Raw genomic sequence first — 25,896 nt, forward strand, 5'->3', positions numbered from 1 at the left:
GATACGGTGGTGAAGGGAATGCCTGAAAATCAGCGTGCGTTGGATATCTTCAGATTCCTCTGTGCAGGTTTAGATGGTCAAATAGCATGAATTTCCATATAATTACCTGAAAATTTCCTGAAAGTCTAAACATCTGGAAAGCCTTTGCCGACATTAAATAATAGGAATAAAATGAAGAATATCGGAGGGAAATGATGTTAAAGCCAAGATTGACCAAGTACATGGTAATGATGCTGGTGTTGATGCTCACTATTTCCAACGTAGGCTTGGCCGCTGCGGCAGAGAAGGAACTGTCCAAGATTGTGGTTTCCAAAAATGAAATGTCGCTCGAAGTTGGCGATTCCGGGTCGGTAACTGTAACGGGGGTATATTCGGATAATACCTCTGCGAACGTTACCATCAGTTCAACCTGGACAAGCAGTGATACTTCAGTAGCAACTGCATATAATGGTTCGATTACAGCCAAAAAAGAAGGTACAGCAACAGTTACCGTGGCGTATCAGGGCCAGAGTCAGCCTATTCAGATTAAAGTAACAAAGAAGGTTAAAGCCCTTTCGAAAAATGTACAAAATCTTGAACTCCGCACAGGGGAAAGTAAAGATATCGTCTTGACTGCCACCTACAGTGACAACTCGACCACTACAGATGCTTCCAGCACGGCGGTCTGGACAACCAGTGATGAGAAGGTTGCTACGGTGGTGAACGGCAAAGTATCTGGTCAGAGTGCAGGCACCGCAGTGATTACAGCCAAGCTGGGCAGTCAGAGCGTCACTGTAGAAGTGAATGTGGAAGTAGTCAAACGTGTTGACGTGGACAAAAAGCAAGTGAATCTGCTGCTTAAGAAAAGTGAAAATGTAAAATTGACGGCTACTTATCCAGACGGGACAACGAAAGATGTAACCGACCTGGCGGAATGGACGTCCAGCAATGAGAAGGTTGCAGATGTGCTGAAGGGCAATATTACAGGTTATTCAGCAGGTTCTGCCAAAATTACAGGTAAATATGGTACAAAGTCCGTATCGGTAGATGTGGATGTAGACCTGACGAGCAAGCTGAGTGTAGAGAAACAGAGTATTTTCTTCCGTTTGAGCGGCAGCAGCAAGACAGCCAATGTTGTTTTGACGGCTTCGTATCCAAACAGCAGTGATGTGAATGTGACCGAGCAGGCGACATGGACATCGAGTAACGAGAAGGTTGCGACGGTGTTCAAAGGCCAAATTACGGCAGTGAGCGCTGGTTCAGCTACGATCAAGGCAACGTATAGCGATAAAACGGTGGAAGTCGCTGTGGATGTTGATACCGCGAGATATCTGGATATCAAAGATGTGAATGATAAGCTCGCCATGAGTGTTACGGGTGACAGCAGAACGAAAAAGCTGACAGCGAATGCAGAATATATTGATGCGAGCAAGGAGGATGTTACGTCCAAGGCGACATGGACATCCAGCAATGCAGATATCGTATATGTATCGGGTGGCGAGCTGATCGCTTATAAATCGGGTACGGCTACGATTACAGCAGCATATGGTGGTAAGACGGTTAAATTTACAGTTAGCGTAGATGTTCCAGATAAATATGAGATGGACAAGAAGAAAGCAACTGTGGCTGTAGGTGGAACAACTTCTGCGAAAGTGCTTGCGCTGTATGGTGAAACCTCCAAGGATGTGTCCGAAGATGCAACCTGGAGCAGCAGCAGCGAGAAAATCGCTGAGGTAGACAGCAAAGGGGTAATTACAGGGGTAGCGACAGGGAAAGCGACGATTACGGCCAAAATTGAAGGTAAAACGTTGACACTTCCGGTTGAAGTGGGTATGGCAAGTGGTCTGGAGGCCGATGTGAACTTTGTCGTGCTTTCGGCCAAAGAAACCCAAACCGTTATTCTGACAGGTACAGATAGTGACGGCAATACGAAGGATGTTACAGCGGATGCGACCTGGAAGTCCAGCAATGCCCGCGTAGCGGATGTGAAAAAAGGCGTGATCACCGGCAATAGCAGTGGTAAAGCCAACATCACTGCCGAATATGGCTCCCAAAAAATTACGATTCAGGTTGAAGTCGATGTCATCTCACGAATCGAAGCATCCGAACCGGCGCTTTCCCTGAAATCAGGTGATTCCGTGGATCTGAAAGTAACGGCTACCTTGAGTGATGGCAGTGAACGTGATATAACGGACAAGGCCGAATGGAAAACGAGCAGTTACAAGGTTGCTCAAGTGACCAAAGGTAAAGTAAAAGCCTTAAATTCAGGGAAAGCCAAGATTACAGCGAAATATGGCAGTAAAACGGTGACCATTGCGCTGGATGTAGATACACTGAAATATTTGCAGACTGACAAAGTCACATTAACGATGAAGGTCGGCGATAAAGCTACAGTTGTGGCTACAGCAACGTACATGGATGGAAGTGAGGCCGACGTATCCAAGCCGGCACTTTGGTCTTCCTCCCGAATTGCAACAGCTTCCGTTAAAGATGGCGTGATTACGGCAAATGGTAAAGGGAAGGCGAACATTACCGTCTCCTATGCAGGGGTGAAAACGAAAGTTACTGTGGTGGTTGAAGGGAAGTAGGTCCAAAAAAGGTGATATCCGCATTCAAGCGGATATCACCTTTTTTGTATGATGCTGATGCAGTAACCGGTCTTTTTCAAAATTGTATGCCGTCATTTATCTTTGTCACATCGTATGTGACAGCACCAATGCACCATAAGCAAAAGCGATAAGAATCAGAATCGCAGGGTGCAGCCTGGTTTTGGTCATGACCCACAGCGAGATGCCTGCAATAATCAGTGTTTGCCAGATGCCAATGGAGTCTGTAGATACTTGGCCGAATTCCCAAGTGAGCAGAATCATAAGCACGGCAATGACGGGCTGTACAAGCAAGGTCATCCCCTTCACTTTAGGTGAGGTGCGATGTTTGTTTAATAGACGCAATAATAAAATAAGGGCAGCTGCCGATGGCACAATCGTAGCGAAGCTGGCGATGAAGGCACCAAACCAGCCAGCGACATGGTATCCGACAAATGCAGCGATTTTGGTAGCAATTGGACCGGGAAGTGCATTGCCGATCGCCAGAACGTCACCGAACTGTTCGGTGGTCATCCAGTGGTAGTGATTCACAATCTCTTCCTGCATCAATGGAATGGAAGCCGGGCCTCCGCCATATCCCAAAATATTGGCTACAAAAAATCCCCAAAATAATTCCCACCACGTCTGAAGCATCCTACGACACCTCCTTGTCGGAGTTACCTTTGGATTTCAAACGCTGAATCAGACCAAAATGGAAAAAGCCATATACAAGGAAGGCCGTAATGACCAGTCCGGGGTGCACATTCAGCAGTTGTAACGCTACGAAGGCAATTACGCCGAAGGAGATAGCAAACCATTTGCCAAGCCCTTTCCACGCTTTCATCGCAAATTCATAAGCCATCATACCGAGCATCACAAAAATAACAGGTCGGACCGCGGCGATCATGCCCGCTACAATTTTGGATTCGCGCAGCGCGTACATGGAACCAAGCAAAGCAATAATTGCGATGCTTGTTGGCAAAATATGAGCAAGTACGGCGATAATAGCACCCAGTACACCTTTGGTTTTATACCCAAGATAAGCCGCCATCTTGGTAGCAATGGGCCCCGGCAGGGCGTTGGCAATCGCCAGAATCTCGCCAAATTCATCGTCGCTGACCCATGCATAACGGGTAACGGCCTCATAACGGATGAGCGGAATAACTGAAGGGCCTCCGCCATATCCAAGAATTCCGGTTCGCATCATGCCTACCACGAGACCGTTGTAATCTTTCCAACTCATGCTGATATCCTCCTAGAGTCTCATGCCCATTCGGCTTTTATACCGTTTCAAGAGCAGTTGTGATTCAACCTTGACGATGCCGGGCATCTGATAGAGCTTCTCCAGCAGGAACTGCTCCATCTCTTCCATATTTGAAAAAATACCGTGCATATGCAGAGTGCTTGGGCCTGTCATATGATAGAGGCTGGTGACGGCAGGCTCTTCATCCAGCATCTCCGCCACCTCATCGAGAAAGCGCGGCTCTACATCCACATTAAAGAAGGCAGACACCTGGAGTCCGACCTTGCCTGGGTTAATGACAACAGTGAAGCGTTCGATGATGCCTTTTTCCGACAATGCATTGATTCGTGCTTGTACGGCGACACGTGATAAGCCGATCTGTGTACCAAGGTCAGTATAGGAGATTCGGCTGTTCTGGTGCAGGGCGGCGATGATTTTGCGATCCATCTCGTCCAGGTTGTACATTTGCGGAATCTCTCCACCTTTGGAGGGACGTCGTTGTGACATATTCGTGGGACCACCTTTTCGTTTTCCTATATGCAATAGCATTGCAGCATTCATAGTTTAATGACGAAACGTAATCGTAGTCAACCAATTTTATTGAAATTGTTGAAGATGCACGATATATTCCCTTCATTTTGTCGTGAGTGTGCTTGTTACTGCGAATTCAGGATTTTAGGTGATCCCAGTGTACAAAAATTTTTTCGCAATAAGTACAGTTAGAACCGGTTGTTTTGACATGATTTTTAATTAAGGATCTGTTTTTAAGTCTTTAATTAAATCAATCAATTCCTTTAATGTTGGATCTAAGATATCAAACTTCTCTTTGATACTGTCCATAAGATATTTTAGCAACATAAAAGTAATGACAATTAGAAATCCAAAATTGGGGATGAGTTGAATAAATGTATCGATATCCATATGTAATTCCTCCTCTCTTCTCATAAATATAGGAAAAAAACACGAGGATTTTACAACTTTTAACTGGAATAAAACGGAGTTTTTCATATAATTATATAAGAACAAATGTTCCTTTTTTTGTTTTTTTTGGTAGTAGAAGTGCTCTTCTTTTTACCTATATAGTGAGGTGATGTCTTTGGAGATAACGAAAGAAAGATGTAGATCTGAACTTCAGAAGATGGCCTGGAGAATGCAATACAGAGCAAAAATAGCTAGAACTAGAGAATTTGGAATGGTTTATGATTCAAGCACCATTAATTCATTTGAGGACGATGCTGTATCCAGAATGTATGTCGAAGAGATATGCTCACTTATTCCATCAGATGTAGGGAAGAGAATCATTCATGATGTCTATCTTTGTGGTAAGTCAGAAAAAAAGATTTCAGCAGATCTACAAATTTCTCAACAAGGGGTAAATAAATGGAAAAGGAAAACATTGAATATTCTATTGAAGAAATTGAGTTCATGAATCTTGTAGAACAATTTCTTTGTTTTAGTGATAACAGCAGCCTCTATAGTCTTGTGATTTTACTTTTTTAAACATGAGACACATTCATAAATCTCCCCATATGGTGGAGATTATTTTTGTTTGGATTGGTTTTATTGTTTTCTGTCTTCTGCTTCATAGCATAAAGCAAAAAATAAAAAGTTAAAGGTGTAACTTATTTGGGTATTCAGCGTTTATAACGATGAATGGGAGGCGTTTCAAAAATATGAAAAAAAAGATTGTTTTTTCAGTATTAACTACCGTTGCGGTAATGTCAGGGGTGCTGGGCTCAGCATACGCAGCAGGAATGATCAAATTGAATGTGAACGGAACCCAGTTGCAAACGGATGTAGCTCCGAAAATGGTGAACAACCGTGTCATGGTTCCGATCAGTTTTGTGTCGAAAGCGCTGGGTGCATCAGTCTCATGGAACGATAAAACGCAGACTGTTTCTATTCATACCACAGGTATCCCTTACGAAAATGTGTGGGATGAGAACATGAAGGATATTGGTCCCTTTGGATTAGCAGGTATTAATAATACAGTGCAAGTTTTCATGGCTGGAATGGATACGGGCATTGAAGATCTCTTAAAGGAATCAACACTCAATATGGATGTGGATCGTTTGAAGCAGGAGCACTTCTCTATGGGACCAACGATGTTATCCACCAAGATTTTGGATATGAAAACTCTTAAAAAAAATAACCAGATACCAGAGTATTTAGTTAGAGTAGGCATTCAGGCAGGTGGAGATGAACTGAAAGTAGAATATTGGGATCTAACTGTCACACTGGCTCCATACGTGGATAATGGAACAACCGTCTCGACTGGAGGAAAGATGGAGTATGTAGTCACCAAACGGGAAGTTGTGAAAACTGTTCCAGTACGTGTGCAGCGTGTATTTCCTGGGTTCAGATTAGAAGAGTCAAACTAGATGCATCCCTTAATTCGATGAAAAGAAGATGTAAAGAAACAGAGGCGATGCTTAACCCATCGCCTCATATCTATAGGTTAAGCCCGTAACGCTTGCGCTTACAGCTGCAGATTTGCATAAAGAAGCCCAAGATTTTGTAAGCCCTATACCTGCACTGCCTTTGGCAGCAGCAGTGTTACCGTGGTTCCTTCGCCGGGTTCTGACGATACACGCAGCGTGCCCCCGGCTCCGCGGGCCCGTTCCTCCATACTGAAGAGTCCAACCCCGTGCCCGGCATTGTTTTTGTTAAATCCGGCTCCTTGATCTTCAATAATCACGAGAGTAAGCTCTTCTGTATCCTCTACGTTAACGCGGGCTTCCGCTACATCAGCGTACTTGGCGATGTTCGTTAACGCCTCCTGAATAATCCGGTAGATGGCAATTTCCTTGTTCATGTCCAGACGTTTGCGCAAGCTGCATTCAAGCTCAACCTCAATACCGTAATGTCGGGTATAGTTCTCGACATAGGTTCGGATGGCAGGAACAACGCCCAGATCATCGAGCACGGATGGTCGCAGCTCCCAAGCCATGCCGCGCACATCCTCCATGATGCGGGTGACCTGCTGTCTTAATGCCTCCACCCCCGAATTGGCCTGATCGGCCAGCAGACGGTCCATCTGAATGACCAGGGAGAACAGACTTTGCCCGATTCCGTCATGAAGCTCACGGGAGATGCGCCGCCGCTCTTCCTCCTGAATGTTCATGACCTGAGACATCATCTGCTGCAGCTCGGCCTCGACCTGCTTCAGCTTGGTGACCTCACTGCGCACAGCCAAGTATTGATAAGGCTCGCCGTCATTATCAATGAAAGGCACAATGGTTGTATTCACCCAGTAGAAACTGCCATCCCTCGCCTTGTTGCGAATCTCGCCATGCCAGACCTTGCCCGAAGAGATGGTATCCCATAACGTCTTCATAAAGGTTTTACCGTGATACCCCGAGTTAATAATGCGATGATCCTGACCAATCAGTTCCTCGCGGGTATACTGTGAAATCTCGCAAAATTTATCATTCACATACTGGATTTTACCTTTACGGTCGGTCAACGCTACAATGGAGGACTCATCCAGTGCAAATTTCAGGTCACTCAGCTGGTGCAGCGAGCCTTTTAATTTACTACGGAACTCATTATCGGAGATATGCTCGTCAATCTCGTCAAGCAGCAGCCGCACTGGCTGGTCGGCCAGTCCGCTGAGTCTGTTTTTGCGCGGCTTATTCAAAGTTCAACAGCCCCTTTTTCATCGCAAACTTCACGAGCTCCGGTCTCGTGCGCAGGCCAAGCTTTTCCATCAGATTGCTCTTGTGGGATTCAACGGTTTTGACACTAATCACCAGATGCTCGGCAATTTCCTTGTTGGCATACCCCTTGGCAATCCAGGCCAAAATTTCTTTCTCGCGATCCGAGAGGGTGTCATACGGCCCGGCATTTTCCTGTTTGGCTTTATCCAGATATTCACTCATCAAGCGCTTGGTTGCACTTGGATACAGATAGGCACTTCCGTCCGCTACAGAACGAATGGCAGCGAGCAATTCTTCATGTGGCGCACTTTTGAGAATGTACCCCGAGGCTCCTGCATGAATTGCTCGAAACAAGTATTCCTCATCATCATGCATCGTTAGAATCAAAATGGCGATATCCGGCATTAATTTCTTTAGCTCGGCTGTCGCGGTTAAGCCATCCTTGCCCGGAGGCATGCTGAAATCCATCAGGACGACATCTGGCTGTAGCTCCTGTGCTTTGGCAATGGCTTCGTCACCATCCGCAGCGTCTCCAACAATATGTATATCATTCTTTCCTTCAAGCAGGGCAATCAGCCCGGAGCGTACCACTACATGGTCATCTACAACTAATAGTCGAATCACAAACATTTCCCCCTGTCCGCTTCCTACATCTACACCTATCATACCAAAAAAAAGAGACGCTTCAGAGGTTAATCTCCGAAAAGTCTCCGCGTAATGTGTAATCCAGGTCATGTTACGGTGGAATAGGGTTCAGGTTATGCTGAATCCAGGTAACATTTCGAGTGCTGTTCTAATCCAGCCGTGGTTGCTTCGCTCGTCAGGCAGCATATAGGTTAGAACTCATAGGTACTGCTCCATTTGTCTGGCCGCCTGCTCTGTTTGCATCACCATCTCGGGGGAAAAGGTACACGGCGTTCTGCTTCCAACAAGGAGAACACCGCCGGGCAGAAGTCCTTCACGGAACATAGGCACGGCTACAGCACATACCAGTCGTTCAGCAAGCATAAGCGGGCAGCGCTCCGGGGTGAATTCACCGCGGGACTGCTCATCCAGCATTACCGTACGCCCGGTTCTTAACGCTGTGCCTACCAGATCTTGTCCAGGGCGCATCGCCATCCGTTTCACGCGTTCATTGGTTGCTCCGAACGTGTATTTCCAGCGCAGCATGGGTCCAGACACGCAGGCCATTCCGCAAAAATCACCAGCGGTATTCTGACAGAGGCCGCTCATCATCTCCTGAACGGCAGATGAGACTTCATCATGCATGAGGGACACTTCCTTTTTTCGGATCAAATTGACGGTCTTCACGTCACTCATCTTTATCAAGTGCTTTATTATGATCGTTCATCGTTCTGACTACATATTAGTAACCTTGAATCAAGGCTCGTTTAATCGAAAAAGCATACAATCAGGTTATTACGATGTTAGTTCTATTGTAGACGGTTTCGTTAACCTTGTAATTCAGGGAAAACCCCTATTTACGTTCTGGAAAATGCTGAACCTGGGCTTTGGATTATTATCGGAGGGGGAAAGTGGCGGCGGGCAGACGTGGAAATAGGCTTGAAGCTCAAAAAACAGAAGGCAGGTTGGATGTGGAATGTCATATGAGGACAGGATTCGTTTAGCGGTTATGGGCAAGTTGTGACTTTTCTCACAGCGAATTCGGGGAGTTTCCCGGCAAAGATCAGGTAATCCCCCGATAACCTTTTGCACCCTTTCACGGTATGATGGAATCACAAGGAAACACCGAGGGGGACGAAATTAATGGGTACAGTATTTGTGGAAAGAGCAACCCGAAAGGCAGAACAGACACATGCGGAGGCGGACAAAATGACTCAAAAAACAGGTGGCATCCTGTCGTTCGTTACACCGGAGCAATGGAATATGATTGAAGAGAAAATGCAGCCTAAACGGGTAAAATCGGGATACAGTCTCTTTCTGGAAGGCGATGAAGCCGGATATTTGTACTACATTCGTTCGGGACGTGTGAAGCTGACCAAATCGACGGAGGATGGTAAAGAGATCATTCTGTCGATTCAGCAAAGCGGTGATCTGATCGGTGAGTTTGGTGGCATAGGTGGACTGAATCACAGCTACAGTGCGGAGATGGCGGAAAAAGGAGAGCTGGCCATCATCTCGCTGACGGACCTTGAGAGTGTGCTGAGCAAAAACGGAGAATTGGCGCTGAAATTTCTACAATGGATGGCGCTCGCACAGCGTATTACACAGTCGAGATTCCGTGACCTGCTGCTGTACGGGAAAGCAGGAGCACTTGCCTCGACCCTCATTCGTGCCAGCAATACGTATGGCAGAATTACACCAGACGGTATCGTGCTGGAGATGAAGCTGAATCATACAGAGCTGGCCGAGATGATCGGGGCAACCCGCGAGAGTGTTACACGCATGCTCGGTGCATGGAAAGAGCAGGGCACGCTGGATATGCTGGACGGCAAATTAATGATTCGGGATATGGCTGCACTCCGTTGTATGTGCGGATGCCCTTCGTTCCCAAGCTGTCCGAAAGAGCTATGCCGACTGTAGTAGATTTTGTGCGTGACGGGAGACGGCAAAAATAAGGCTTGTTGGCAAGGATATAGAGCGTATGAAACCGTGAACAATGCTGATCGCGGGGAATGTGGCTAGTTTTTAGAGAGAACGTATGGTGTGGATAGAGGTTAGATGTGTGGTGCAGATAGTAGAGCGCTTGGATCGAAGGGGAGAAACTAGATCGGAACGGTAAAAGGGATGAAGCAGCTCGCGCTGTTTTGTCCCTTTTGTCATGTAATGCTCCAGTATTCTGGTGTGTTGTTATGGTTCTGTGCAGTTCTGTACAGGCAGTGTCCCATGCTTCGCTGTTCCAGGCTCAAGTGTCTCAACAGCTTGGTGCACCGTCGTTTTTAAATGCCCATGTTCCAGTTTCACACGTGGAGCTACTCCAATGCTCTAGCAGCAGCGCTCCAGTAATCTACGTTCTATCTGACCACCTGTGGCTAACGATCTCAGATGATCTTATGTGGTGTTTTTTGACCCATCTGAAAATGTAACGATCAGGAGAAACGTTATTTCCAGCATTTTGCTGAAAAAAGCAGGTTTATCGCGGATTCTGGGTGAAATAGCGTCACTGGTGATCGTTACAATTTCGAGCTGTGGTAAAACGCCTAGATAAGGTTTCTGGAGATCGTTAGAATTTCGAATGCGGCTTTTGCGCCTTGCTGGATCACTGATATTAGCATATCACCACAGATCAGTACCACGAACCACAGCACATCACCAGCCCTCACGGCACACGATAACGCGCACCACAACACAACCTAACCTAACCTAACCTAATCTCCTGGGATCAACTTACGTTATAGTTTATTCCAGCTCCCGATCCAGCATGGAGTAGAGCACAGAATTATGATATGAGCCTTTGTAATGCCAGTGCTCGCGCAGCACACCTTCACGCCGCATGCCAAGGCGCTGCATGACCCGCTCGGATGCGGGATTCTCCGGTCGGCACTTGGCATAGATTCGATGCATGCCAAGCTGCCTGAAGCCAAAATGAAGCAGTGCGCGGCAAGCTTCAGTAACATAGCCCTTCCCCTGATAGGCGGGATGTAAGACATAGCCAAGCTCTGCATTGTTTTGTTCCGCAAGGTGCAGCCCTGCACTACCGATGAGCAGGCCTTCTTTTTTCAAAACAATCGCCAGTTCATATGCCTCCCTCGGCTCAGCCTGCTGCATGCGAATGACGTCCTGTACGTAGGCTTGTGTATCCTCCTCGGTATTCGGTCCCCATGCGGTATGCGCTGTCACTTCGGGTATGGACGTGTACGTATGTATAGCTTGCCAGTCACGTTCTCCAATTTCACGGATGAGCAGTCTTTCGGTTCCCAGCTGCATGTTTACACGCTCCTTTGACTCAATTTCCAATCTGATCCTTGGTTGTCGCTTTTACTGATTTTATCGCATTCGATCCACGCAAAAAAGCCCATGCTTGAATTCAGAGATTGAATTCCTCATGGGCAATCCGGATTAAGGTCAGGCTTCATAGTGTAGCTCGCTCACAGAACACGGGCGTAGCTGTATGTTTATTGTGGTTGTTTGCATGTTGCTGCAGGATATGTGTAGGACAGCTTGCGAATGATCTCCTTTTGCCATCTCGTATCACCCAGGTTGGTTGCCAGGTTCAGAAGATCCAAATAATCGTCGAGCTGCAGATCAGCCTTTTGCAGAGTTGTATTCATTCGATGTTCGTTCCCCTTTATCTATAAAGTCTTGAGCATGTCGCGGTCAGTAGATTGAACAATTTAACGATAAACAAGCTCAATAATGATAATCATTATCACATATATACTGTTTATTATGCATCGAACGTTGGGAAAATGCAATGCCTAACTGCCTCAGACTCAACTTTTTTCGTTCAAAAGGCTCATCCACAGCACATATGGAATATATACACCCAGGTAAGCAGCCGGGGCCAGAAACCAGCCGTTCAGCAAAAAGTGGTGAATTTCCGTGGTGAACGTGGTCATATGGGCATTCGTTGCATATACGTCACTGGCGAGTACGGTGGCTGCACTATAGAAGCAAAGGATGGCAAGCAGATGGAACAGCCGAGCTGCCCGCCTGAATCGAAGTGCAATATAGGACATGACTAGCGGAACGATAATCAGAAGTAACAGAAAAATCAGCTTCATATGGCATTCTCCTTCGGAAATGAGAGGTAGGTCCAATCCTCTAAACTATCATCTGAACAATAGTCAGTATCGACGAAGGATAGCGGGCGCAAACTTTTTTTCAAAAAATTTACATAAACAAAGAGGAATTCATCATGTGAAGCATTAAATTAGAAAAGGGACAAGCTCAAGCCTGACCCGAATGATGCTGGAACATAACAGGTCGATGAAACACAATGTCCAACAGACGCTAAGTCAAACGAATCACCCATCAAATGAAACAAGTCACAGCATGTACAGGCATCCAATGATACGGAGGAGGAGAAAGGGTATATGAAAAAGGCATTAAGGCAGCACTGGATGGGGACATTCCTGGTTTTTATCCTTATGGCAACAACGCTATTGGCTCCGGGTATTCAAGCCCCGGTTCAGGCGGCAGCACCACTTACCGTGTCACAGGCTATTGCTGCTCAGGGCGGCGGAGGTACGGCAACTGTCGAGGGTTATATTGTCGGACATGCAACCGGGTCACTTACGGCCAAGTTTACCTCTCCGTATGCGAATGATTTCAATGTGCTGATTGCGGATTCCGCATCGGAGCGCGCAAGCGCCAAATTGCTGGATGTGCAGGTATCCTCCTCGTTCCGTGCGCAGTACGGACTGGCCTCCAACCCGAGTCTGGTAGGTCAAAAAATTATCGTGACCGGAACACTTGGCGCTTACAACAGCTATGCCGGGATCAAAAATCCAACCTCCATCACCTTGTCTTCAGGAACCACGAACCCTGATCCAGAGCCAAATCCAAATCCAAATCCAAATCCAAACCCGAACCCGGGCACAACCCTGCCGGATGGTACAGGCAAAAAAGTGCTGTTCGATAACACTCACGCCCAAACGGCAGGTGCAGCGGACTGGATTATTGATGGAGCCTTTTCAGACTTTGCGAATGGTTTGCGAAACGCAGGCTTTACCGTGGATCAGCTGGAACGCAGCATCCCGTATACATTTGGTGAGCAAGCATACACCTATAATAAATTGAAGGACTATGACGTGTTTGTCATTGGCGAAGCCAACGTGCCATTCAAGGCAACAGAGCAGGCTGCGCTTCTGCAATATGTGCAGAACGGCGGAAGTATCTTCTTCATCTCGGATCACTACAACGCCGACCGAAACAAAAACCGTTGGGATTCCTCCGAAGTGTTCAACGGCTATCGCCGCGGGGCCTTCCAGAATCCAGCGAAAGGCATGTCCTCCTCGGAAGCGGAATCACCAGCCATGCAGGGTGTAATCAGCTCCGATTGGCTTGGTACCAACTTCGGCGTTCGATTCCGTTATAACGCGCTGGGCGATGTCAATGCCACGGATATTGTAGCGCCATCCCAAGCTTTTGGCATTACGACAGGGGTACAATCTGTAGCCATGCATGCCGGATCAACGATTGCAATCATGGACCCGAGCAAGGCCAAAGGCTTGGTGTACGTGCCCAGCGGTGTATCCAAATGGAATAATGCCGTGGATCAGGGCGTATATAATGGCGGCGGACGAGCAGAGGGGGCTTATGCGGCGATTGCCAAGGTAGGCGCAGGCAAAGCAGCATTTATCGGTGATTCCTCACCAGTTGAGGATGCAACGCCAAAGTATTTGCGTGAAGAGACTGGAGCAACGAAGAAAACGTATGATGGCTTCAAAGAAGTAGACGACGCGACCTTCCTTGTAAACACGGTGAAATGGCTGGCAGTTAAAGAGAGCTATACGAGTCTGTCCCAAGTATCAGGATTGACACTGGATACAGCGACAAGCTTGCTCTCGATGGAGACACCAGCAAGCTCCACCGAACCTCAGCTTGAGCCATGGGCCGCTCCTGCTTCAGGCTACAAGTGGTATGATCCAACGACATTTAAAGCAGGCTCGTACGGCAAGGCTCAATAAGAGGGAGCTGTCTAACGAAATATTTGCGTAAACGTTCAGAAAAAAGGACGAGGTACAAGGATAGGATGTACAAGGTTTTCAGAGCACGATGAAAGGCCTGATCGCAGCTGGCGGTCAGGCCTTTTGGAATGCAACTGAAGTCCGACAGCTTACGCCTGAATAATTGTTCTCTTTTGCGGGGAAGGTATGGGTACTAATCATGGCGTTCGAGTTCAGTCGGCCCGAGCGCGGTGGAGGGCTGGCGGCAGACAAGTACATCAGAAGAGGGAGGCGGCACAAGATGAATCAGCTTGCAGGACGAGCAGACTGTGATAGTTCCGTGATGCGGCAGAAGCTGAAGGCAGACCTGCATCGTGTAGCAGAACGGATGAATCTGACGTTATCCCGTTTTGACCATGACAGTGTCTGTTTGCTGGCACAGTTCGCCGAGATTCGGGCCGAGATCAAGCACATTGAGGTGCTCGCTTCTTCATTTTATCTCGATTGTTATCTGTCTCCGTTTACCGAAAAATTTGCCGAGCTGACATCCAGCGTGCAGCATCTGTCGGATCGCAAGTACGGTGCGCTGATTGTCATCGAACGGGAGGTGCCGCTGGACACAATGATTCATTCCGGCGTAGCGGTGGATGCCAAAGTAACCCATGCCCTGCTCGAATCACTCTTCATTCCGGGTGCACCGTTGCATGACGGGGCTGTGCTCATTCGAGGCAATCAGATCGTATCGGCTGGGAATGTGCTGCCTGTATCCCAAGTTGACGCTCCTGAACGAAAGCTGGGTACAAGGCACCGGGCAGCGCTCGGATTAACCGAGCTGACGGATGCGGTGGTGCTGGTGGTGTCGGAGGAGACGGGGCAGGCTTCTTTTGCGGTAGATGGGGCGTTACATCCCATTAATGTGGTCGAAACATTGCCTTAATAAATGCGGTGTGTTCCTTGGATTGGAGTTGTGCAGGAATCAAAGGAGCTGAAGGAGGTTCGTGCCGGTCACCGAGTGACAGGAGGAGCCTCTTTTTGTTTGTTATGAGTACCGGTAATGCCATGATAATTCGAATGAATCGCGCAGCACTCAACGTTGACATTGTGATGTGATTTTGCACAAACTGGTTGGATATGGGTACAATAGAGAGTGGAGCGTTAATAGGAACGCTGCGATTTATCGTAAAAAAGGTTAGAGGAGACGGTTAACACATGAGTTGGTTTGAAGCAATGGAGCAATATGATTATGAGGAGCTGGTCCTGTGCCAGGATCGAAATTCAGGTTTGAAGGCCATTATTGCTATACACGACACAACACTTGGGCCTGCGCTTGGCGGTACACGGATGTGGACATACGCTTCAGAGGAAGCGGCCATTGAAGATGCGTTGCGTCTTGCGCGGGGCATGACATATAAAAATGCAGTATCCGGGCTCAATCTGGGCGGCGGCAAAACAGTAATCATCGGAGATCCGCGTAAGGACAAAAATGAAGCGATGTTCCGTGCCTTCGGCCGCTACATTCAAGGCTTGAATGGCCGTTACATCACCGCCGAGGATGTGGGAACCACGGAAGAGGACATGAATCTGATCTACCAGGAGACCGATTATGTCACAGGCATCTCATCGAGCTATGGTTCATCAGGCAATCCTTCCCCGGCTACCGCCTATGGTGTGTATCGCGGTATCAAGGCAGCTGCCAAGGAAGCTTTTGGCACCGACCTGCTGGAGGGCAAAATGATTGCCGTGCAGGGTGTGGGCAACGTAGCGATGCATCTGTGTAACTATCTGCACGAGGAAGGTGCACAACTGGTCGTCACAGATATTCATGATGCTTCGGTGAAGCTGGCGGTTGAGCGCTTCGGGGCGAAGGCGGTTGATCCGGCAGACATTACAGGAGTCGATTGTGATATCTATGCGCCATGTGCGCTCGGCGGCACGATTAATGATGACACGCTCAAGACACTCAAAGCCAAGGTTGTGGCGGGCTGCGCGAACAATCAACTGCTTGAGCCACGTCATGGGGATGAGCTGTATGAGAGAGGTATCGTATACGCACCCGATTATGTTATTAATGCGGGCGGTGTAATCAACATTGCCGATGAGCTGAACGGATATCATGCGGAGCGGGCATGGGCGAAGATTGGAGAGATTTACACAACGCTGGAGAAAATTTTTGAAAGCTCCCGTACCGAAGGCATAGCAACTTACGTTGCTGCGGACCGGCTTGCAGAGCAGCGGATTGAGATGATGAAGAACACGCGCAGCACCTTTCTACAAAATGGACATCACGCATTAAGTGCACGCAGACTGCGGAAATAGGCTTTGGCATAAAGGGCCAATCCTGATGATTAGGCCAAGCGTAAGAGACACCCGAAAAAAACTTCTCGGGTGTCTTTCGTTCATATACTTTTGGAGAATTCAGATGATTCGAGTCCTCGTTTGGTTGTGGCGTTTTTTTCAATATACCAGAGAAGAACCATACACAGCGCATAGAACAGGCTGATACCCAGAATAATGATCCATACACTTTCCATATTCACGCTTCGAATGAACAGGCCGGTCAGATAAGGGCTAAGTGTGTAGCCCAGACAACCTACGAACAACAGCAGGCCGTTAAATCTCCCCTGGTGAGTGTCAGGTACCCGTGAAGCTATATACAGATTGATATTGGTCTGCACCAGAATCTCCCCAATGGTCCATAGCATCGTGGATGCTGTAACAATAGCGAAATGAGGCCAATCCCCGAGCAGGTACAGCGCTCCAAATCCGATTCCGTAAAAGAGAGCACCCGCTGCAATGGAGTTCAGAGCGGTAAAGCTGCGCGTCACAGACAACACCAGCGTGGTCATGAGAATAACACTGATCGCATTAATGGTCATGACCGACCCATAATAAGCTGCGCCATTCTCACCGAAGGTTTGATTCATCTGTAGCGGCAGGCTGAATGAATACTGCATGTAGATAAAGTAGTTAAGAAAGGACACCGCGATGAAAAAAACAACGAGCGGATTTTTCAGCAGCATAGGGAACAGGGGCGACGGCAAGGATTCCGATCCTTGTTGCTGCTGCGTGTGATGGTGCGAATCACCAGTTGCAGTCTGAGTTGCTTGCTCACTCGAACCGACATGAACCTTTTTCAAGATGATGAAGGTAGAGATCAGGAATACCGTGCCAATGCTCAGAAAGACGATATGCACGTAATCCTTAATAAAAAAACCGGCAATCAGTGGCCCGAGCGCAATACCGAGATTAGCTCCAAGATACATCAGGGAAAAAGCAGATTTTCGCTCCTTCTCCTCCGGGCACAGTTGAATAATTAAGGCGTTATATGCAGGACGTGTAATACTGATGAAGAACATGACGGCTATCAGCAAATAACCGATGGTCATCGTGCCTGACCAGAAGGCGCAGCTAATGATCATAAGGGCTGATAACACTTGGCCTGAGACAATAATGGTTTTTTTGCCGATCAGATCACTTAAATAGCCGCCAAGCAGTACACCGGGACCACTAATCAGAGCCGCCATGGATACAAAGATGCCGGCACTAACTACACTCATACCCATCTGTAGAGTAAGCACCAACGTAATGAGAGAGAAGATAAAATCTCCTGTGCTGTTAATAGTTCGTGCCAAGCAGAGATAATAGATGTCGCGGCTGAGTCCCGCGTATGTTCTGAATAAAGACAATCGTTTCATTCCTCCTCATGAAAACCCAATACCACAAACACAAACTAACAATAAGAGCGGAGTGTACTCCGCATCTGTCCGTTATCTTATACGTTTTCGGGAACGGCGACCTCAATGACGAATCGGTCATACATATCCACCAGCGTCTGACGTAATTCCTCGAACGAATTGCCCTCTACAATGGCGAACCCTGATCGGGTCATCGTATCGTTGACATCTCCAGCTTGCTGCCCTACTTCATAAGAGACATTGAAGTCAATAATGCCCGGTACATCCTTATAATCTTCTCTACCTGAGATATGCTGGATCACCCCTGCACGGGAAGGGAAGCAGATCATACCCGTGAATTTGTTGCTGGTTTCCTGCTGTGTGAAGGTATACGTGCCAAGTTCCAAATCCGTAACCGCTTCAAAAAGATCTACACCATGCGTGTTCCGAATACAAGGCGGCATGACATGTGACCCCCCGATTCTTGCCCCAATCTCACCGAAAACGACTTCTCCTCCCGGTGTGAGGAACAGCTCGGCATGGGTTACAGATTGGTTGATACCAAGTGCGGCAATGACTTGTCTGTTAAGGTCCTGAATACGGTGGATAAAATCCGCTTCTGTATCTTTGGGGAATGTAATGCTGGCCGGAGGTTTCTGCTGCGTTGCGATATCCAAGCAGTTGTAGAGGTATTGGGAAACGGAAGCAAAGACCACTTCTCCCTTGCACACAATGGAGTCACAATGGAACTCTGTACCGTAAATGAACTCTTCAAGCAGATCACGTTGCTGCTCTTGTCTTGTATGCTGCAAGTAATGTAACAGCTCTTCCATGCTGGAGAGTTTAAACGTGTTGATGCTTCCGTAACCGCTGAGTGGTTTTACAATGATGGGGAAGCCATGTGTAGCGGAGAAGCGAAGATAGTCCTGTTGCTGGAGCGCAATGGCCGTTCTAGATGTACGAATTCCGCGCTGATGCAGCATTTGCTTCATAATCCATTTGTTACGAACTGCCTCGGCCTGATTGCGCTGCATACCCGGAATGCCGAATTCGGAGCGGAGTTGCCCGCCAATCTCGATGGCATTCTCACCCGGAGTTAACAAAGCAGCAATCGAGTGCGATTGCAGGATTTGCAGAATATGCCCCCGGATAGCATCCACAGATTCCAGATAATCCACGTATCGTATTTCGTCAAAATAAGGTTCAAGCCGCTCGGGATTACGTAATTGATGCCGTTCAATAATCAGAATTTTATAGCAGTCTGTAAACTTGAGTAAGGGTTTTACGAAGTTTAAACCGAATGGAAGCCTGAAATCTGATATGTATACGATTGTTCTCATATGTCCTCCCGGATAAAAAAATGAATGATGAAAATGGTTTTCATAACATTATAGCTCATTATTTTCCATTTACAATACATTTTTTGTAAAAATATTATGCATAGGGATACATATTTTTGTTGCGTTAAAGTGTTAATTGACAGCAGGTATTTTTTGGTATAGTATCGTACCGAATTGGAAAATAAGAGGGAGGAAATAGAAAAAAATGGAGAAAACCAGAGATAAATATGCCATACTGGGTACGTTGGGTGACGATGAAGGATTCCTGACTTGTAGCATGCATATTGCGAAAAAAATGGATAATTCTGATATGATTAAGCCATACCCCGAGTTCGAAGCCGCTGCAGAAGACCTGAAGTCAGGCGAGATTTCCTGTCTGCTGGTGCCCGGAGCGTATCCCAAGCTGAACAGCTTCATTATGGATTCAGATCTGGTGGTCTCCGAAAGCTTTGTAGAGAAGATCCCTGCACTGGTACTGTCCGGCTTTCAAGCCATCTGTCCAGAGCAGATTGATACGATTTTTCATCATCCGGCAACTACATATTTGTTATCTGAACTGAATATTGCCTATAGAGAGAACAGCACGGTATCTTCCAACCCTGAGGCCTGCAGGAAGGTCATACTGAATATAGAAACCTCCATTGCGCTCACGAACCAGCTCTGTGCAGATCATTATGGACTGGTCACTTATAAAGTGCTGCGCGAGGGAATTCAAATGCCATGGGTATGTTTTACGAAAAAACCACAGAGGGTGAACGCACTCGTATGAAAAGAATTGCAATTATACTGGATAAAAATCTGGAGCAAGGAGCTGCAGCCAATGTGGCAGCCCTGCTTATGGGACAAGCTGCCCTAAATGAACCAGGGTTATATTCGGATCAACCTGTTCTGGATCAGAGCGGTGTTCAGCACGCAGGTATCCGATACAGCACAGTTATTCTGAAGGCAGGGGAGAATCAACTGATCAATCTGGTCAAAGTCTGCTCCGAAGATAACGACAGTTTGAGACATCTTGTTTTTACACAGACGGGGCAGTCCCTGAATAATGCCTTTGAACAATATGCAAGTGAGATCGCAGCAATGGCATTGGAGGCGACCAAGGTCGTAGGTGTCATTGTGTGGGGAGAGGACGAGTCCGTTCGGGCAAAGACCAAGAAATTCAGTGTGATGAAATAAGGAAGGTCTGGGGGATACGCTTCAACGTTTGGTACAACAGCAGGATGTTGCGGCTGGCTGGAACGGAAGAGAGCAGAACAGATCAGCGCGGCTTGACCGTGCGGGGTACAAATATAGCGAGAAGGGCAGAAGCTATCCTATGGATAGGCCTCTGCCCTTGCTTTGTATAAGGGAATTTTTTAGATGAATGCTCTGCATACGGTGATGAAGATGCAGATCGGAAGGAGGATAAACGGCAGCATGGAAAGGTAAAGATAGAAGCATAGACTGGTATGGGCAAGACAAAGGCAAAGTTAAAGTTATAGGTATAGGTATAGGTATAGGTATAGGTTATGTGCTGCTTACAGCCGTGATCTTTTTCTCCGTGAAATAATAGATCAGCGCCAGAAGTGGCATGATCAGGCCAATCAACGTTGTAAGACTCCAGCCACCATGGGCATAAGACCAGCTTCCGAGCGAAGAACCGATGGCACCGCCGATGAAAAAGATCGACATAAACAGACCATTCACCCGCCCCCTTCCTTCATTACCAAGGGAATAGATCACCCGCTGACCGAGCACCAGATTGCCTGAAACAGCCATATCAAGAGTTATAGCGATAACGATCAGTAGAATTAACGAGGCTGTGGAATGGCTCTGGAACAGATAGGCAAGACCAAAGGAAACGATAGCAATAACGATAGCGGCCCCGGTAAGTACCCGGGTAAAACCGCGATCTGCCCATCTCCCGGCGATCGGAGCGGCTATAGCACCGCCTACCCCTGCCAGAGCAAACCAGGCAATGCCCTGCTGAGACAGTCCAAAATCGCTCGCAAGCCGAAGGGGTACTGTTGTCCAGAACAGGCTGAATGCACCGAACAGGCTGGCCTGATAGAATGCCCGCCGACGTAGCATAGGCAGTGTTCGGAGCAGGGTGCCGAGGGACGTAATTAATTGTCTATAGGTTAAGCTTGGTTCAGGCTGGCGAACGGGAAGTGCTCGTGATAGAAGCAGCATGAGCAGGGCGATCACAATCGCGGAGAAGGCAAACACCGCCTGCCATCCCAAGGCGCTGGTGATAAAGCTGGCAACAGGACGGGCAAGCATAATGCCTAGCAGCAGGCCGCTCATGACATTGCCAACCACCTGTCCGCGCTGTTCTTCGGAAGTCAGGTACGTGGCATAGGGTACGAGAATCTGTGCCACAACGGACCCGACGCCAATAAGCAGTGATGCGGTCAGGAAAAGAAAGGCACTGGTTGAGAAGGTAGCAGTTATCAGTGCCAGAACGAGTACGATGAGAAAGAGCACAATTAAACGCCGATTTTCAATAATATCGCTGAGCGGCACGATGAACAGCAGACCAATAACGTATCCAATCTGTGTCAGCGTCACAATTAATCCGGCTGTGGCAGAAGAGAGACCTGTGGTGGCGCTAATTGGTCCAAGAACCGTTTGAGCATAATACAGGTTGGCTACAATCAAACCGCAGGAAGCAGCGAGCAGGAAAATAATCCAGCCAGGTACAGCAGTCGTAGTACAGTTGGAGCTTTGTTTCTGTGTTGACTTCATAAGTTCGACCTCCGTTAAGGTATAGGATGAGCTAATCAGCTGCATTTAATTATGCGTATTGACGCGCGGGTTTATTTACTGTACGCACCGTTTACTAATTACACCTAAATAATATACGATACGTTTAGTATTGTAAATAGGCAGTTACAGAACATAGTAATTTTACATAGATAGGGCGGAAATATAATGACATTGCTGTGAGCTTAAAAATGTATATTGACGCTGCATTTTAGTATAATGAACGTATCGTTTTGTTAATTTTATTTTTTGTATTTATTTTAGCTGAACTATTTTTACACAAAAACGGAGAGGACAGAAAAAACCTGGAAAAGCGAAGCGGTCGCCTTTATCACCGGATTTTCCCCTTTAATAAAGGGAATCAAAAAAATCTGGGGATAACAGCGATTGAAAGGTTATTCTGTCATTGAAGTGGTTGTGTAATACTTTAGTTCAGCCTATATAGATGATTACAATGGAGGGGTCAGCAATGACGGCAAAAAGAGGGCGTCCGCGCAACATGGAAACGCAGAATGCCATTCTTGCGGCGGCATATGAGCTGCTGCTGGAGGATGGGTTTGCAGCGGTGACCATTGAGAAGATTGCGGAACGCGCACAGGTAAGCAAAGCAACGATCTACAAATGGTGGCCCAGTAAAGGGGCTGTGATTCTGGATGGCTACATGTCTGCGTTAACAGCCAGATTGCCTGTGCCAGATACGGGGTCTGTATATGAGGATGTGCGTCTTCATGCGGGAAACCTGGTTCAATTTCTGACAAGTGCCGAAGGGAAGGTCATTACACAGATTATCGGAGAGGGACAGTCTGATCCAGCTCTTGCGGAAGAATACCGAAGCAGATATATTCAGCCGCGTCGCCGCGAGGCGTGGGGGATTCTGGAGAAAGGTGTGAAGCGCGGCGAGCTGAAGCAGGGACTGGACATTGGACTATATATCGACCTGATTTATGGACCTGTGTTCTACCGAATGCTCGTTACGGGTGAGTCGATGGATGATACGTTTGTGGAGCTGCTGCTAGGCGTGGTATTCAAAGGCATTGGGTCTGAGGCATAGCAAGAAGTGCAGCAACATGTGAGAAGTGAAAGGAAGAGAAGAAGAGCAAAAGGAAAAGGAAGAGGAAGAGGGCAATACGGAGGGATTCCGAATTACCCGGGAAGCGGTTATGTGTGGCAGGGCAAAGTTTTAAACCTGAAAGATCGGGGAGATGGCAGTGGGCCATGTGTCCGTCGCTTTGGGGATGAAGGAATTTTCGTGCTCGTTTAAAACGGGGGGATCATTCCACACTGAACTTGGCAGTTCGCGTCGTAATACAGGAGCCACTTCTGTGGCAAAACGTTCCACTTGCTCCAACTGCTCGCTATGCGTGAGTCCATCAACGCTTATACTGAGCACCTGGTGCCCGTAAGCGGCATGATAATCTAGAATCTTCGAGATCACCTGCTCCGGGCTGCCGATCAAAACCGGGCCGCGGGCAATATTGTCCTCCAGATCCGTAAAAGGAGACTGGTTATGCTGTGCCGCCGCGGTAGCATGAAATGCTTCATAGTACGGCTTGTAGCGACGAATGGCTTCTTCGCCCGTGCTCGCAAGATAGAGGCTGCCAGCACCAGAACCAATCACAGCTTGTTGTGCATCATGACCATAATAAGTGAGGCGCTCGCGGTAATGGTCGATCAAAGCTTTGTATTTGGCCTGAGGGTGGAAGGAATTCGAGGTAAAGAGCGGCTCACCATATTTGGCAGCCAGTTCTGTAGATAATGTGCTCGACGCACTGCCATGCCAGATCGGAATGGTCTTCTGAAGGGGTCTCGGCCACGTGGTCACCCCATCAAGTGCAGGACGATATGTGCCTTCCCAGGTGACATTCTCTTCCGACCACAGCCGCTTCAGCAGATGATAGCGTTCATCCAGAGAGTCCCACTGCTGCTCCTCGCGAATGCCAAACAGCGGGTAATGACGCGGGTCATTGCCTTTGCCGATAATCAGCTCCAGCCGTCCACCCGACAACTGATCCAGCGTAGCGTAATCCTCGGCAACCCGAACCGGATCAAGGATGCTAAGAACCGTAACCGTGGTCAGCAGACGAATCCGTGAGGTGGCCGCAGCAATCGCTGTTAACACAACGGGCGGCGATGAAGACAGGAAGGGTGCGCCGTGTCGTTCACCGATGCCGTAGGCATCGAACCCCAGTCGCTCAGCGAGCTGAGCTTGCTGCAGGATGTTATGGAACTTCTGCTGAGTTGTCAAAACTTCCCCTGTGACGGCATTAGGTAGATTCATCATGAGGCTAAACAAGGCAAATTTCATTGAATGTACTCCCTTGCTTGTATAAAAGTGTCTGTCCGTGTTGTATAATCCTATGGAAATAGTAGGATATTGAGGTTGTGATAACTGTATCATGTTCCTTCTGATTCTTCTAATGGATTTTTTCTATAAGCAATTCGGGACTGGGGCAAGCTGGAGATGTAGAACTTTTTTGCTGGAATAAAAATGTAAAATAATTGCCACGATTGTTATTGACCACTGTAAAATTTAGGATTAAAATTGGTGTAATCATATAAATTCAAATTTCTGGATTTTAATTGTGGAGGTGGGATACATGGAACCTGCAACTACGATACGCTCAACGATTGAGGATTACATCAGGAAACAGGGATATACCCTTCAATATTTTGCAGATATATCGGGAGTGAACGCTGGAACGCTTAGCGCCATTATTAAGGGAACACGCCCCATCGCCATGGCGCAGCTTGATCTGATCACCCAGGGCATGAATCTGGAGGAAGGTTATTTCTACGAGACGTACGGTGCGGAGTGCTTCGTGGAATCGGCTCCCCACTGGCGAAGGCTTGAGCCTTTCCTGCAACGTTGTGCAGAATTGGACAAGCTGGACTGCATCCAACGGGTGATCCAACAAGTAACAGACGATCGCTCCTACATATCGGAACTGTTCGAAATGGCCGAAGGTATGCTGGAGCGCGGACAACAAAAAGCAGCCCGCATGTTATATGAATGCGTAGCCGAATGCGAGAAATACCAGCATTCCGAGCGCCTGGCCCTCTGCCAGTACCGCATCTTCACCCTCTCGCTAGGCCAGAATCAGCATGATAACCTCCGGGCCGCCGTGCACTTCGAGCCTTATATTAATCGGCTGGATGAGGAGAGGCAGTTGGATGCGATTAAGGATTTGGCGAATACGTATGCGTCTCTTCGATATTGGGATAAGTCATTTTCGCTTGCTGATGATCTGGGACGGAAAGCTGAAATTATCCAATCATATACTAAGAAAAAAATAAGCAAAGAGAATAGGGTCACAGCCTACCCGTTATTTGTATATCAGGCGTATTCAAACTTGCTTAAGGCTAATGCATGTGAATGGAAAGGTGATTATACTAACGCACTGGTTTATACAAAAAAAAATGTCGATTTGGCTAAAATTCCAAGTCCTAGCGATGAAGATATGATATATATCAATATGTTTAATAGATGGACTGAGGTTAATACCTACTTATATAATCTAATGATGGGGGACAAAGAGGTTCTCCCGATATATGTAGCTTGGATTGAGCAAAATGAAGAAGAAACACTTACTGCTCTTGTTAAGATTATTGAAGCAGCAAATAATTTTGAGATGGATATAGATCATATTATATTAAAATTTGATAATTCCATTAATTCAATGTTCAGTGATACAAGCTCAACAGAAGGGCACAATGAGCAAATTAAGAATGACCAGTATTCTAAACTTTTATTTGAATTGGCAATGTATCATTTTAATCGAGAGCGATATGCAGAAGGGATGCAAAAGCTTGTCACGTGTTTAAGTTCAGCCATTAGAATTAATAATTCTAATGACATAATACAATGTGTTGCTCTCTTTGAGAGGTACAGGTCTTTTGCATCTCAGGAAATGGAAGTTACCTATCATAATCTAATGGAGGAGGTTAACAGCTATTATGAAATCAAAAAAAATCATGGCTATACTCTTGTTTAGTGTTATGATCCTAAGCACTTTCCCTATAAGTCAAAATAATGTTCAAGATCAAATTTATGTGCCATCAGCACATGGTATTGGGCAAATTTAATTTAAGATACAAGGAT

At 47.1% G+C, this 25,896-nt stretch carries 25 protein-coding genes; 11 read left to right on the forward strand and 14 right to left on the reverse strand.

Going from position 1 to position 25,896, the window contains the following annotated elements:
- Positions 1-194: 194 nt before the first annotated feature.
- Positions 195-2,567 carry an Ig-like domain-containing protein gene (locus tag DFQ00_RS26425; RefSeq protein WP_110899415.1) on the forward strand — a complete coding sequence of 791 codons (2,373 nt, stop codon included), beginning with the start codon at positions 195-197 and terminating at the stop codon, positions 2,565-2,567.
- A 105-nt stretch (positions 2,568-2,672) separates the two neighbouring features.
- On the opposite strand, the gene chrA is transcribed toward DFQ00_RS26425, so the two are convergent.
- The 4 genes from chrA to DFQ00_RS29335 form a co-directional block, all read right to left on the reverse strand.
- On the reverse strand, positions 2,673-3,218 hold the full coding sequence (gene chrA / locus DFQ00_RS26430) for a chromate efflux transporter ChrA (protein WP_110899416.1): 546 nt from the start codon (positions 3,216-3,218) through the stop codon (positions 2,673-2,675).
- Between the two features lies 1 nt (position 3,219).
- Positions 3,220-3,807 carry a chromate efflux transporter ChrB gene (gene chrB / locus DFQ00_RS26435; RefSeq protein ID WP_110899417.1) on the reverse strand — a complete coding sequence of 196 codons (588 nt, stop codon included), beginning with the start codon at positions 3,805-3,807 and terminating at the stop codon, positions 3,220-3,222.
- A gap of 12 nt (positions 3,808-3,819) precedes the next feature.
- Positions 3,820-4,314 carry a chromate efflux transcriptional regulator ChrS gene (chrS, locus tag DFQ00_RS26440; protein ID WP_110899418.1) on the reverse strand — a complete coding sequence of 165 codons (495 nt, stop codon included), beginning with the start codon at positions 4,312-4,314 and terminating at the stop codon, positions 3,820-3,822.
- Positions 4,315-4,557: 243 nt separating this feature from the next.
- Complete coding sequence (locus tag DFQ00_RS29335) at positions 4,558-4,728, reverse strand: hypothetical protein (protein WP_167433845.1); 171 nt, start codon at positions 4,726-4,728, stop codon at positions 4,558-4,560.
- Positions 4,729-4,957: 229 nt separating this feature from the next.
- Between DFQ00_RS29335 and DFQ00_RS26445 the strand changes: the two genes are divergently transcribed.
- Positions 4,958-5,236: a hypothetical protein gene (locus tag DFQ00_RS26445; protein ID WP_208643827.1), complete on the forward strand. Its 279-nt coding sequence runs from the start codon at positions 4,958-4,960 to the stop codon at positions 5,234-5,236.
- A 244-nt stretch (positions 5,237-5,480) separates the two neighbouring features.
- Positions 5,481-6,188, forward strand: coding sequence for a copper amine oxidase N-terminal domain-containing protein (locus DFQ00_RS26450; RefSeq protein WP_167433846.1), 708 nt, complete (start codon positions 5,481-5,483; stop codon positions 6,186-6,188).
- 143 nt (positions 6,189-6,331) lie between these two features.
- On the opposite strand, the gene DFQ00_RS26455 is transcribed toward DFQ00_RS26450, so the two are convergent.
- The 3 genes from DFQ00_RS26455 to DFQ00_RS26465 all read right to left on the reverse strand — a co-directional run bounded on the left by DFQ00_RS26455 (position 6,332) and on the right by DFQ00_RS26465 (position 8,735).
- A complete protein-coding gene (locus DFQ00_RS26455; protein ID WP_110899421.1) occupies positions 6,332-7,447 on the reverse strand; it encodes a PAS domain-containing sensor histidine kinase in 1,116 nt (371 codons plus the stop codon).
- A complete protein-coding gene (locus tag DFQ00_RS26460) occupies positions 7,440-8,090 on the reverse strand; it encodes a response regulator (RefSeq protein ID WP_110899449.1) in 651 nt (216 codons plus the stop codon). Before DFQ00_RS26460 ends, DFQ00_RS26455 begins: the two co-directional genes overlap by 8 nt.
- A 219-nt stretch (positions 8,091-8,309) precedes the next feature.
- A complete protein-coding gene (locus DFQ00_RS26465; protein ID WP_167433847.1) occupies positions 8,310-8,735 on the reverse strand; it encodes a GAF domain-containing protein in 426 nt (141 codons plus the stop codon).
- A gap of 498 nt (positions 8,736-9,233) precedes the next feature.
- On the opposite strand from DFQ00_RS26465, the gene DFQ00_RS26470 reads away from it, so the two are divergent.
- Positions 9,234-10,010 (forward strand): Crp/Fnr family transcriptional regulator, encoded by a 777-nt coding sequence (locus DFQ00_RS26470; RefSeq protein ID WP_110899423.1) that lies wholly within the window; start codon positions 9,234-9,236, stop codon positions 10,008-10,010.
- 816 nt (positions 10,011-10,826) lie between these two features.
- Here the strand turns inward: DFQ00_RS26470 and DFQ00_RS26475 are convergent.
- The 3 genes from DFQ00_RS26475 to DFQ00_RS26480 form a co-directional block, all read right to left on the reverse strand.
- Entirely contained in the window at positions 10,827-11,354 is a 528-nt protein-coding gene (locus DFQ00_RS26475; RefSeq protein WP_110899424.1) for a GNAT family N-acetyltransferase, read from the reverse strand.
- Between the two features lie 188 nt (positions 11,355-11,542).
- Entirely contained in the window at positions 11,543-11,698 is a 156-nt protein-coding gene (locus DFQ00_RS29340) for a hypothetical protein (protein ID WP_167433848.1), read from the reverse strand.
- 162 nt (positions 11,699-11,860) lie between these two features.
- Positions 11,861-12,151, reverse strand: coding sequence for a hypothetical protein (locus DFQ00_RS26480; RefSeq protein WP_110899425.1), 291 nt, complete (start codon positions 12,149-12,151; stop codon positions 11,861-11,863).
- 312 nt (positions 12,152-12,463) lie between these two features.
- Here DFQ00_RS26480 and DFQ00_RS26485 point away from each other — a divergent pair, with 312 nt between their 5' ends.
- The 3 genes from DFQ00_RS26485 (at position 12,464) to DFQ00_RS26495 (ending at position 16,354) form a co-directional block, all read left to right on the forward strand.
- Positions 12,464-14,059, forward strand: coding sequence for a DUF6359 domain-containing protein (locus tag DFQ00_RS26485; protein WP_110899426.1), 1,596 nt, complete (start codon positions 12,464-12,466; stop codon positions 14,057-14,059).
- A 280-nt stretch (positions 14,060-14,339) separates the two neighbouring features.
- Positions 14,340-14,975: a sporulation-specific diadenylate cyclase CdaS gene (gene cdaS, locus DFQ00_RS26490; RefSeq protein ID WP_110899427.1), complete on the forward strand. Its 636-nt coding sequence runs from the start codon at positions 14,340-14,342 to the stop codon at positions 14,973-14,975.
- Between the two features lie 272 nt (positions 14,976-15,247).
- Positions 15,248-16,354, forward strand: a complete 1,107-nt coding sequence (locus DFQ00_RS26495) for a Leu/Phe/Val dehydrogenase (RefSeq protein ID WP_110899428.1) — start codon at positions 15,248-15,250, stop codon at positions 16,352-16,354.
- Positions 16,355-16,434: 80 nt separating this feature from the next.
- On the opposite strand, the gene DFQ00_RS26500 is transcribed toward DFQ00_RS26495, so the two are convergent.
- Together DFQ00_RS26500 and DFQ00_RS26505 are read right to left on the reverse strand one after the other, a co-directional pair.
- Entirely contained in the window at positions 16,435-17,724 is a 1,290-nt protein-coding gene (locus DFQ00_RS26500) for an MFS transporter (protein WP_167433849.1), read from the reverse strand.
- Positions 17,725-17,810: 86 nt separating this feature from the next.
- Positions 17,811-19,052 carry an ATP-grasp domain-containing protein gene (locus tag DFQ00_RS26505; protein ID WP_110899430.1) on the reverse strand — a complete coding sequence of 414 codons (1,242 nt, stop codon included), beginning with the start codon at positions 19,050-19,052 and terminating at the stop codon, positions 17,811-17,813.
- Between the two features lie 205 nt (positions 19,053-19,257).
- Here DFQ00_RS26505 and DFQ00_RS26510 point away from each other — a divergent pair, with 205 nt between their 5' ends.
- Both DFQ00_RS26510 and DFQ00_RS26515 read left to right on the forward strand, forming a co-directional pair.
- Positions 19,258-19,821, forward strand: a complete 564-nt coding sequence (locus DFQ00_RS26510) for a type 2 periplasmic-binding domain-containing protein (RefSeq protein ID WP_110899431.1) — start codon at positions 19,258-19,260, stop codon at positions 19,819-19,821.
- A complete protein-coding gene (locus tag DFQ00_RS26515) occupies positions 19,818-20,228 on the forward strand; it encodes a DUF2000 family protein (protein WP_110899432.1) in 411 nt (136 codons plus the stop codon). Before DFQ00_RS26510 ends, DFQ00_RS26515 begins: the two co-directional genes overlap by 4 nt.
- A 330-nt stretch (positions 20,229-20,558) precedes the next feature.
- Here DFQ00_RS26515 and DFQ00_RS26520 read toward each other — a convergent pair whose 3' ends face one another.
- Positions 20,559-21,779: an MFS transporter gene (locus DFQ00_RS26520; protein ID WP_110899433.1), complete on the reverse strand. Its 1,221-nt coding sequence runs from the start codon at positions 21,777-21,779 to the stop codon at positions 20,559-20,561.
- A 487-nt stretch (positions 21,780-22,266) separates the two neighbouring features.
- Between DFQ00_RS26520 and DFQ00_RS26525 the strand changes: the two genes are divergently transcribed.
- Positions 22,267-22,848 carry a TetR/AcrR family transcriptional regulator gene (locus tag DFQ00_RS26525; protein ID WP_110899434.1) on the forward strand — a complete coding sequence of 194 codons (582 nt, stop codon included), beginning with the start codon at positions 22,267-22,269 and terminating at the stop codon, positions 22,846-22,848.
- Between the two features lie 129 nt (positions 22,849-22,977).
- Here the strand turns inward: DFQ00_RS26525 and DFQ00_RS26530 are convergent, their stop codons facing one another.
- On the reverse strand, positions 22,978-24,102 hold the full coding sequence (locus tag DFQ00_RS26530; protein ID WP_110899435.1) for an LLM class flavin-dependent oxidoreductase: 1,125 nt from the start codon (positions 24,100-24,102) through the stop codon (positions 22,978-22,980).
- A 292-nt stretch (positions 24,103-24,394) separates the two neighbouring features.
- On the opposite strand from DFQ00_RS26530, the gene DFQ00_RS26535 reads away from it, so the two are divergent.
- On the forward strand, positions 24,395-25,789 hold the full coding sequence (locus DFQ00_RS26535; protein ID WP_110899436.1) for a helix-turn-helix domain-containing protein: 1,395 nt from the start codon (positions 24,395-24,397) through the stop codon (positions 25,787-25,789).
- Positions 25,790-25,896 lie beyond the last annotated feature (107 nt).

The organism is Paenibacillus barcinonensis (assembly GCF_003217495.1).
GTDB classification, from domain to species: Bacteria; Bacillota; Bacilli; order Paenibacillales; family Paenibacillaceae; genus Paenibacillus; species Paenibacillus barcinonensis.

Coding starts and splice junctions, on each gene's coding strand:
- DFQ00_RS26425 (WP_110899415.1), top strand. CDS start 195: ATGTTAAAGCCAAGATTGACCAAGTACATGGTAATGATGCTGGTGTTG.
- chrA (WP_110899416.1), bottom strand. CDS start 3,218: ATGCTTCAGACGTGGTGGGAATTATTTTGGGGATTTTTTGTAGCCAAT.
- chrB (WP_110899417.1), bottom strand. CDS start 3,807: ATGAGTTGGAAAGATTACAACGGTCTCGTGGTAGGCATGATGCGAACC.
- chrS (WP_110899418.1), bottom strand. CDS start 4,314: ATGTCACAACGACGTCCCTCCAAAGGTGGAGAGATTCCGCAAATGTAC.
- DFQ00_RS29335 (WP_167433845.1), bottom strand. CDS start 4,728: ATGGATATCGATACATTTATTCAACTCATCCCCAATTTTGGATTTCTA.
- DFQ00_RS26445 (WP_208643827.1), top strand. CDS start 4,958: ATGCAATACAGAGCAAAAATAGCTAGAACTAGAGAATTTGGAATGGTT.
- DFQ00_RS26450 (WP_167433846.1), top strand. CDS start 5,481: ATGAAAAAAAAGATTGTTTTTTCAGTATTAACTACCGTTGCGGTAATG.
- DFQ00_RS26465 (WP_167433847.1), bottom strand. CDS start 8,735: ATGCATGATGAAGTCTCATCTGCCGTTCAGGAGATGATGAGCGGCCTC.
- DFQ00_RS26470 (WP_110899423.1), top strand. CDS start 9,234: ATGGGTACAGTATTTGTGGAAAGAGCAACCCGAAAGGCAGAACAGACA.
- DFQ00_RS26475 (WP_110899424.1), bottom strand. CDS start 11,354: ATGCAGCTGGGAACCGAAAGACTGCTCATCCGTGAAATTGGAGAACGT.
- DFQ00_RS29340 (WP_167433848.1), bottom strand. CDS start 11,698: ATGAATACAACTCTGCAAAAGGCTGATCTGCAGCTCGACGATTATTTG.
- DFQ00_RS26480 (WP_110899425.1), bottom strand. CDS start 12,151: ATGAAGCTGATTTTTCTGTTACTTCTGATTATCGTTCCGCTAGTCATG.
- DFQ00_RS26485 (WP_110899426.1), top strand. CDS start 12,464: ATGAAAAAGGCATTAAGGCAGCACTGGATGGGGACATTCCTGGTTTTT.
- cdaS (WP_110899427.1), top strand. CDS start 14,340: ATGAATCAGCTTGCAGGACGAGCAGACTGTGATAGTTCCGTGATGCGG.
- DFQ00_RS26495 (WP_110899428.1), top strand. CDS start 15,248: ATGAGTTGGTTTGAAGCAATGGAGCAATATGATTATGAGGAGCTGGTC.
- DFQ00_RS26505 (WP_110899430.1), bottom strand. CDS start 19,052: ATGAGAACAATCGTATACATATCAGATTTCAGGCTTCCATTCGGTTTA.
- DFQ00_RS26510 (WP_110899431.1), top strand. CDS start 19,258: ATGGAGAAAACCAGAGATAAATATGCCATACTGGGTACGTTGGGTGAC.
- DFQ00_RS26515 (WP_110899432.1), top strand. CDS start 19,818: ATGAAAAGAATTGCAATTATACTGGATAAAAATCTGGAGCAAGGAGCT.
- DFQ00_RS26520 (WP_110899433.1), bottom strand. CDS start 21,779: ATGAAGTCAACACAGAAACAAAGCTCCAACTGTACTACGACTGCTGTA.
- DFQ00_RS26525 (WP_110899434.1), top strand. CDS start 22,267: ATGACGGCAAAAAGAGGGCGTCCGCGCAACATGGAAACGCAGAATGCC.
- DFQ00_RS26530 (WP_110899435.1), bottom strand. CDS start 24,102: ATGAAATTTGCCTTGTTTAGCCTCATGATGAATCTACCTAATGCCGTC.
- DFQ00_RS26535 (WP_110899436.1), top strand. CDS start 24,395: ATGGAACCTGCAACTACGATACGCTCAACGATTGAGGATTACATCAGG.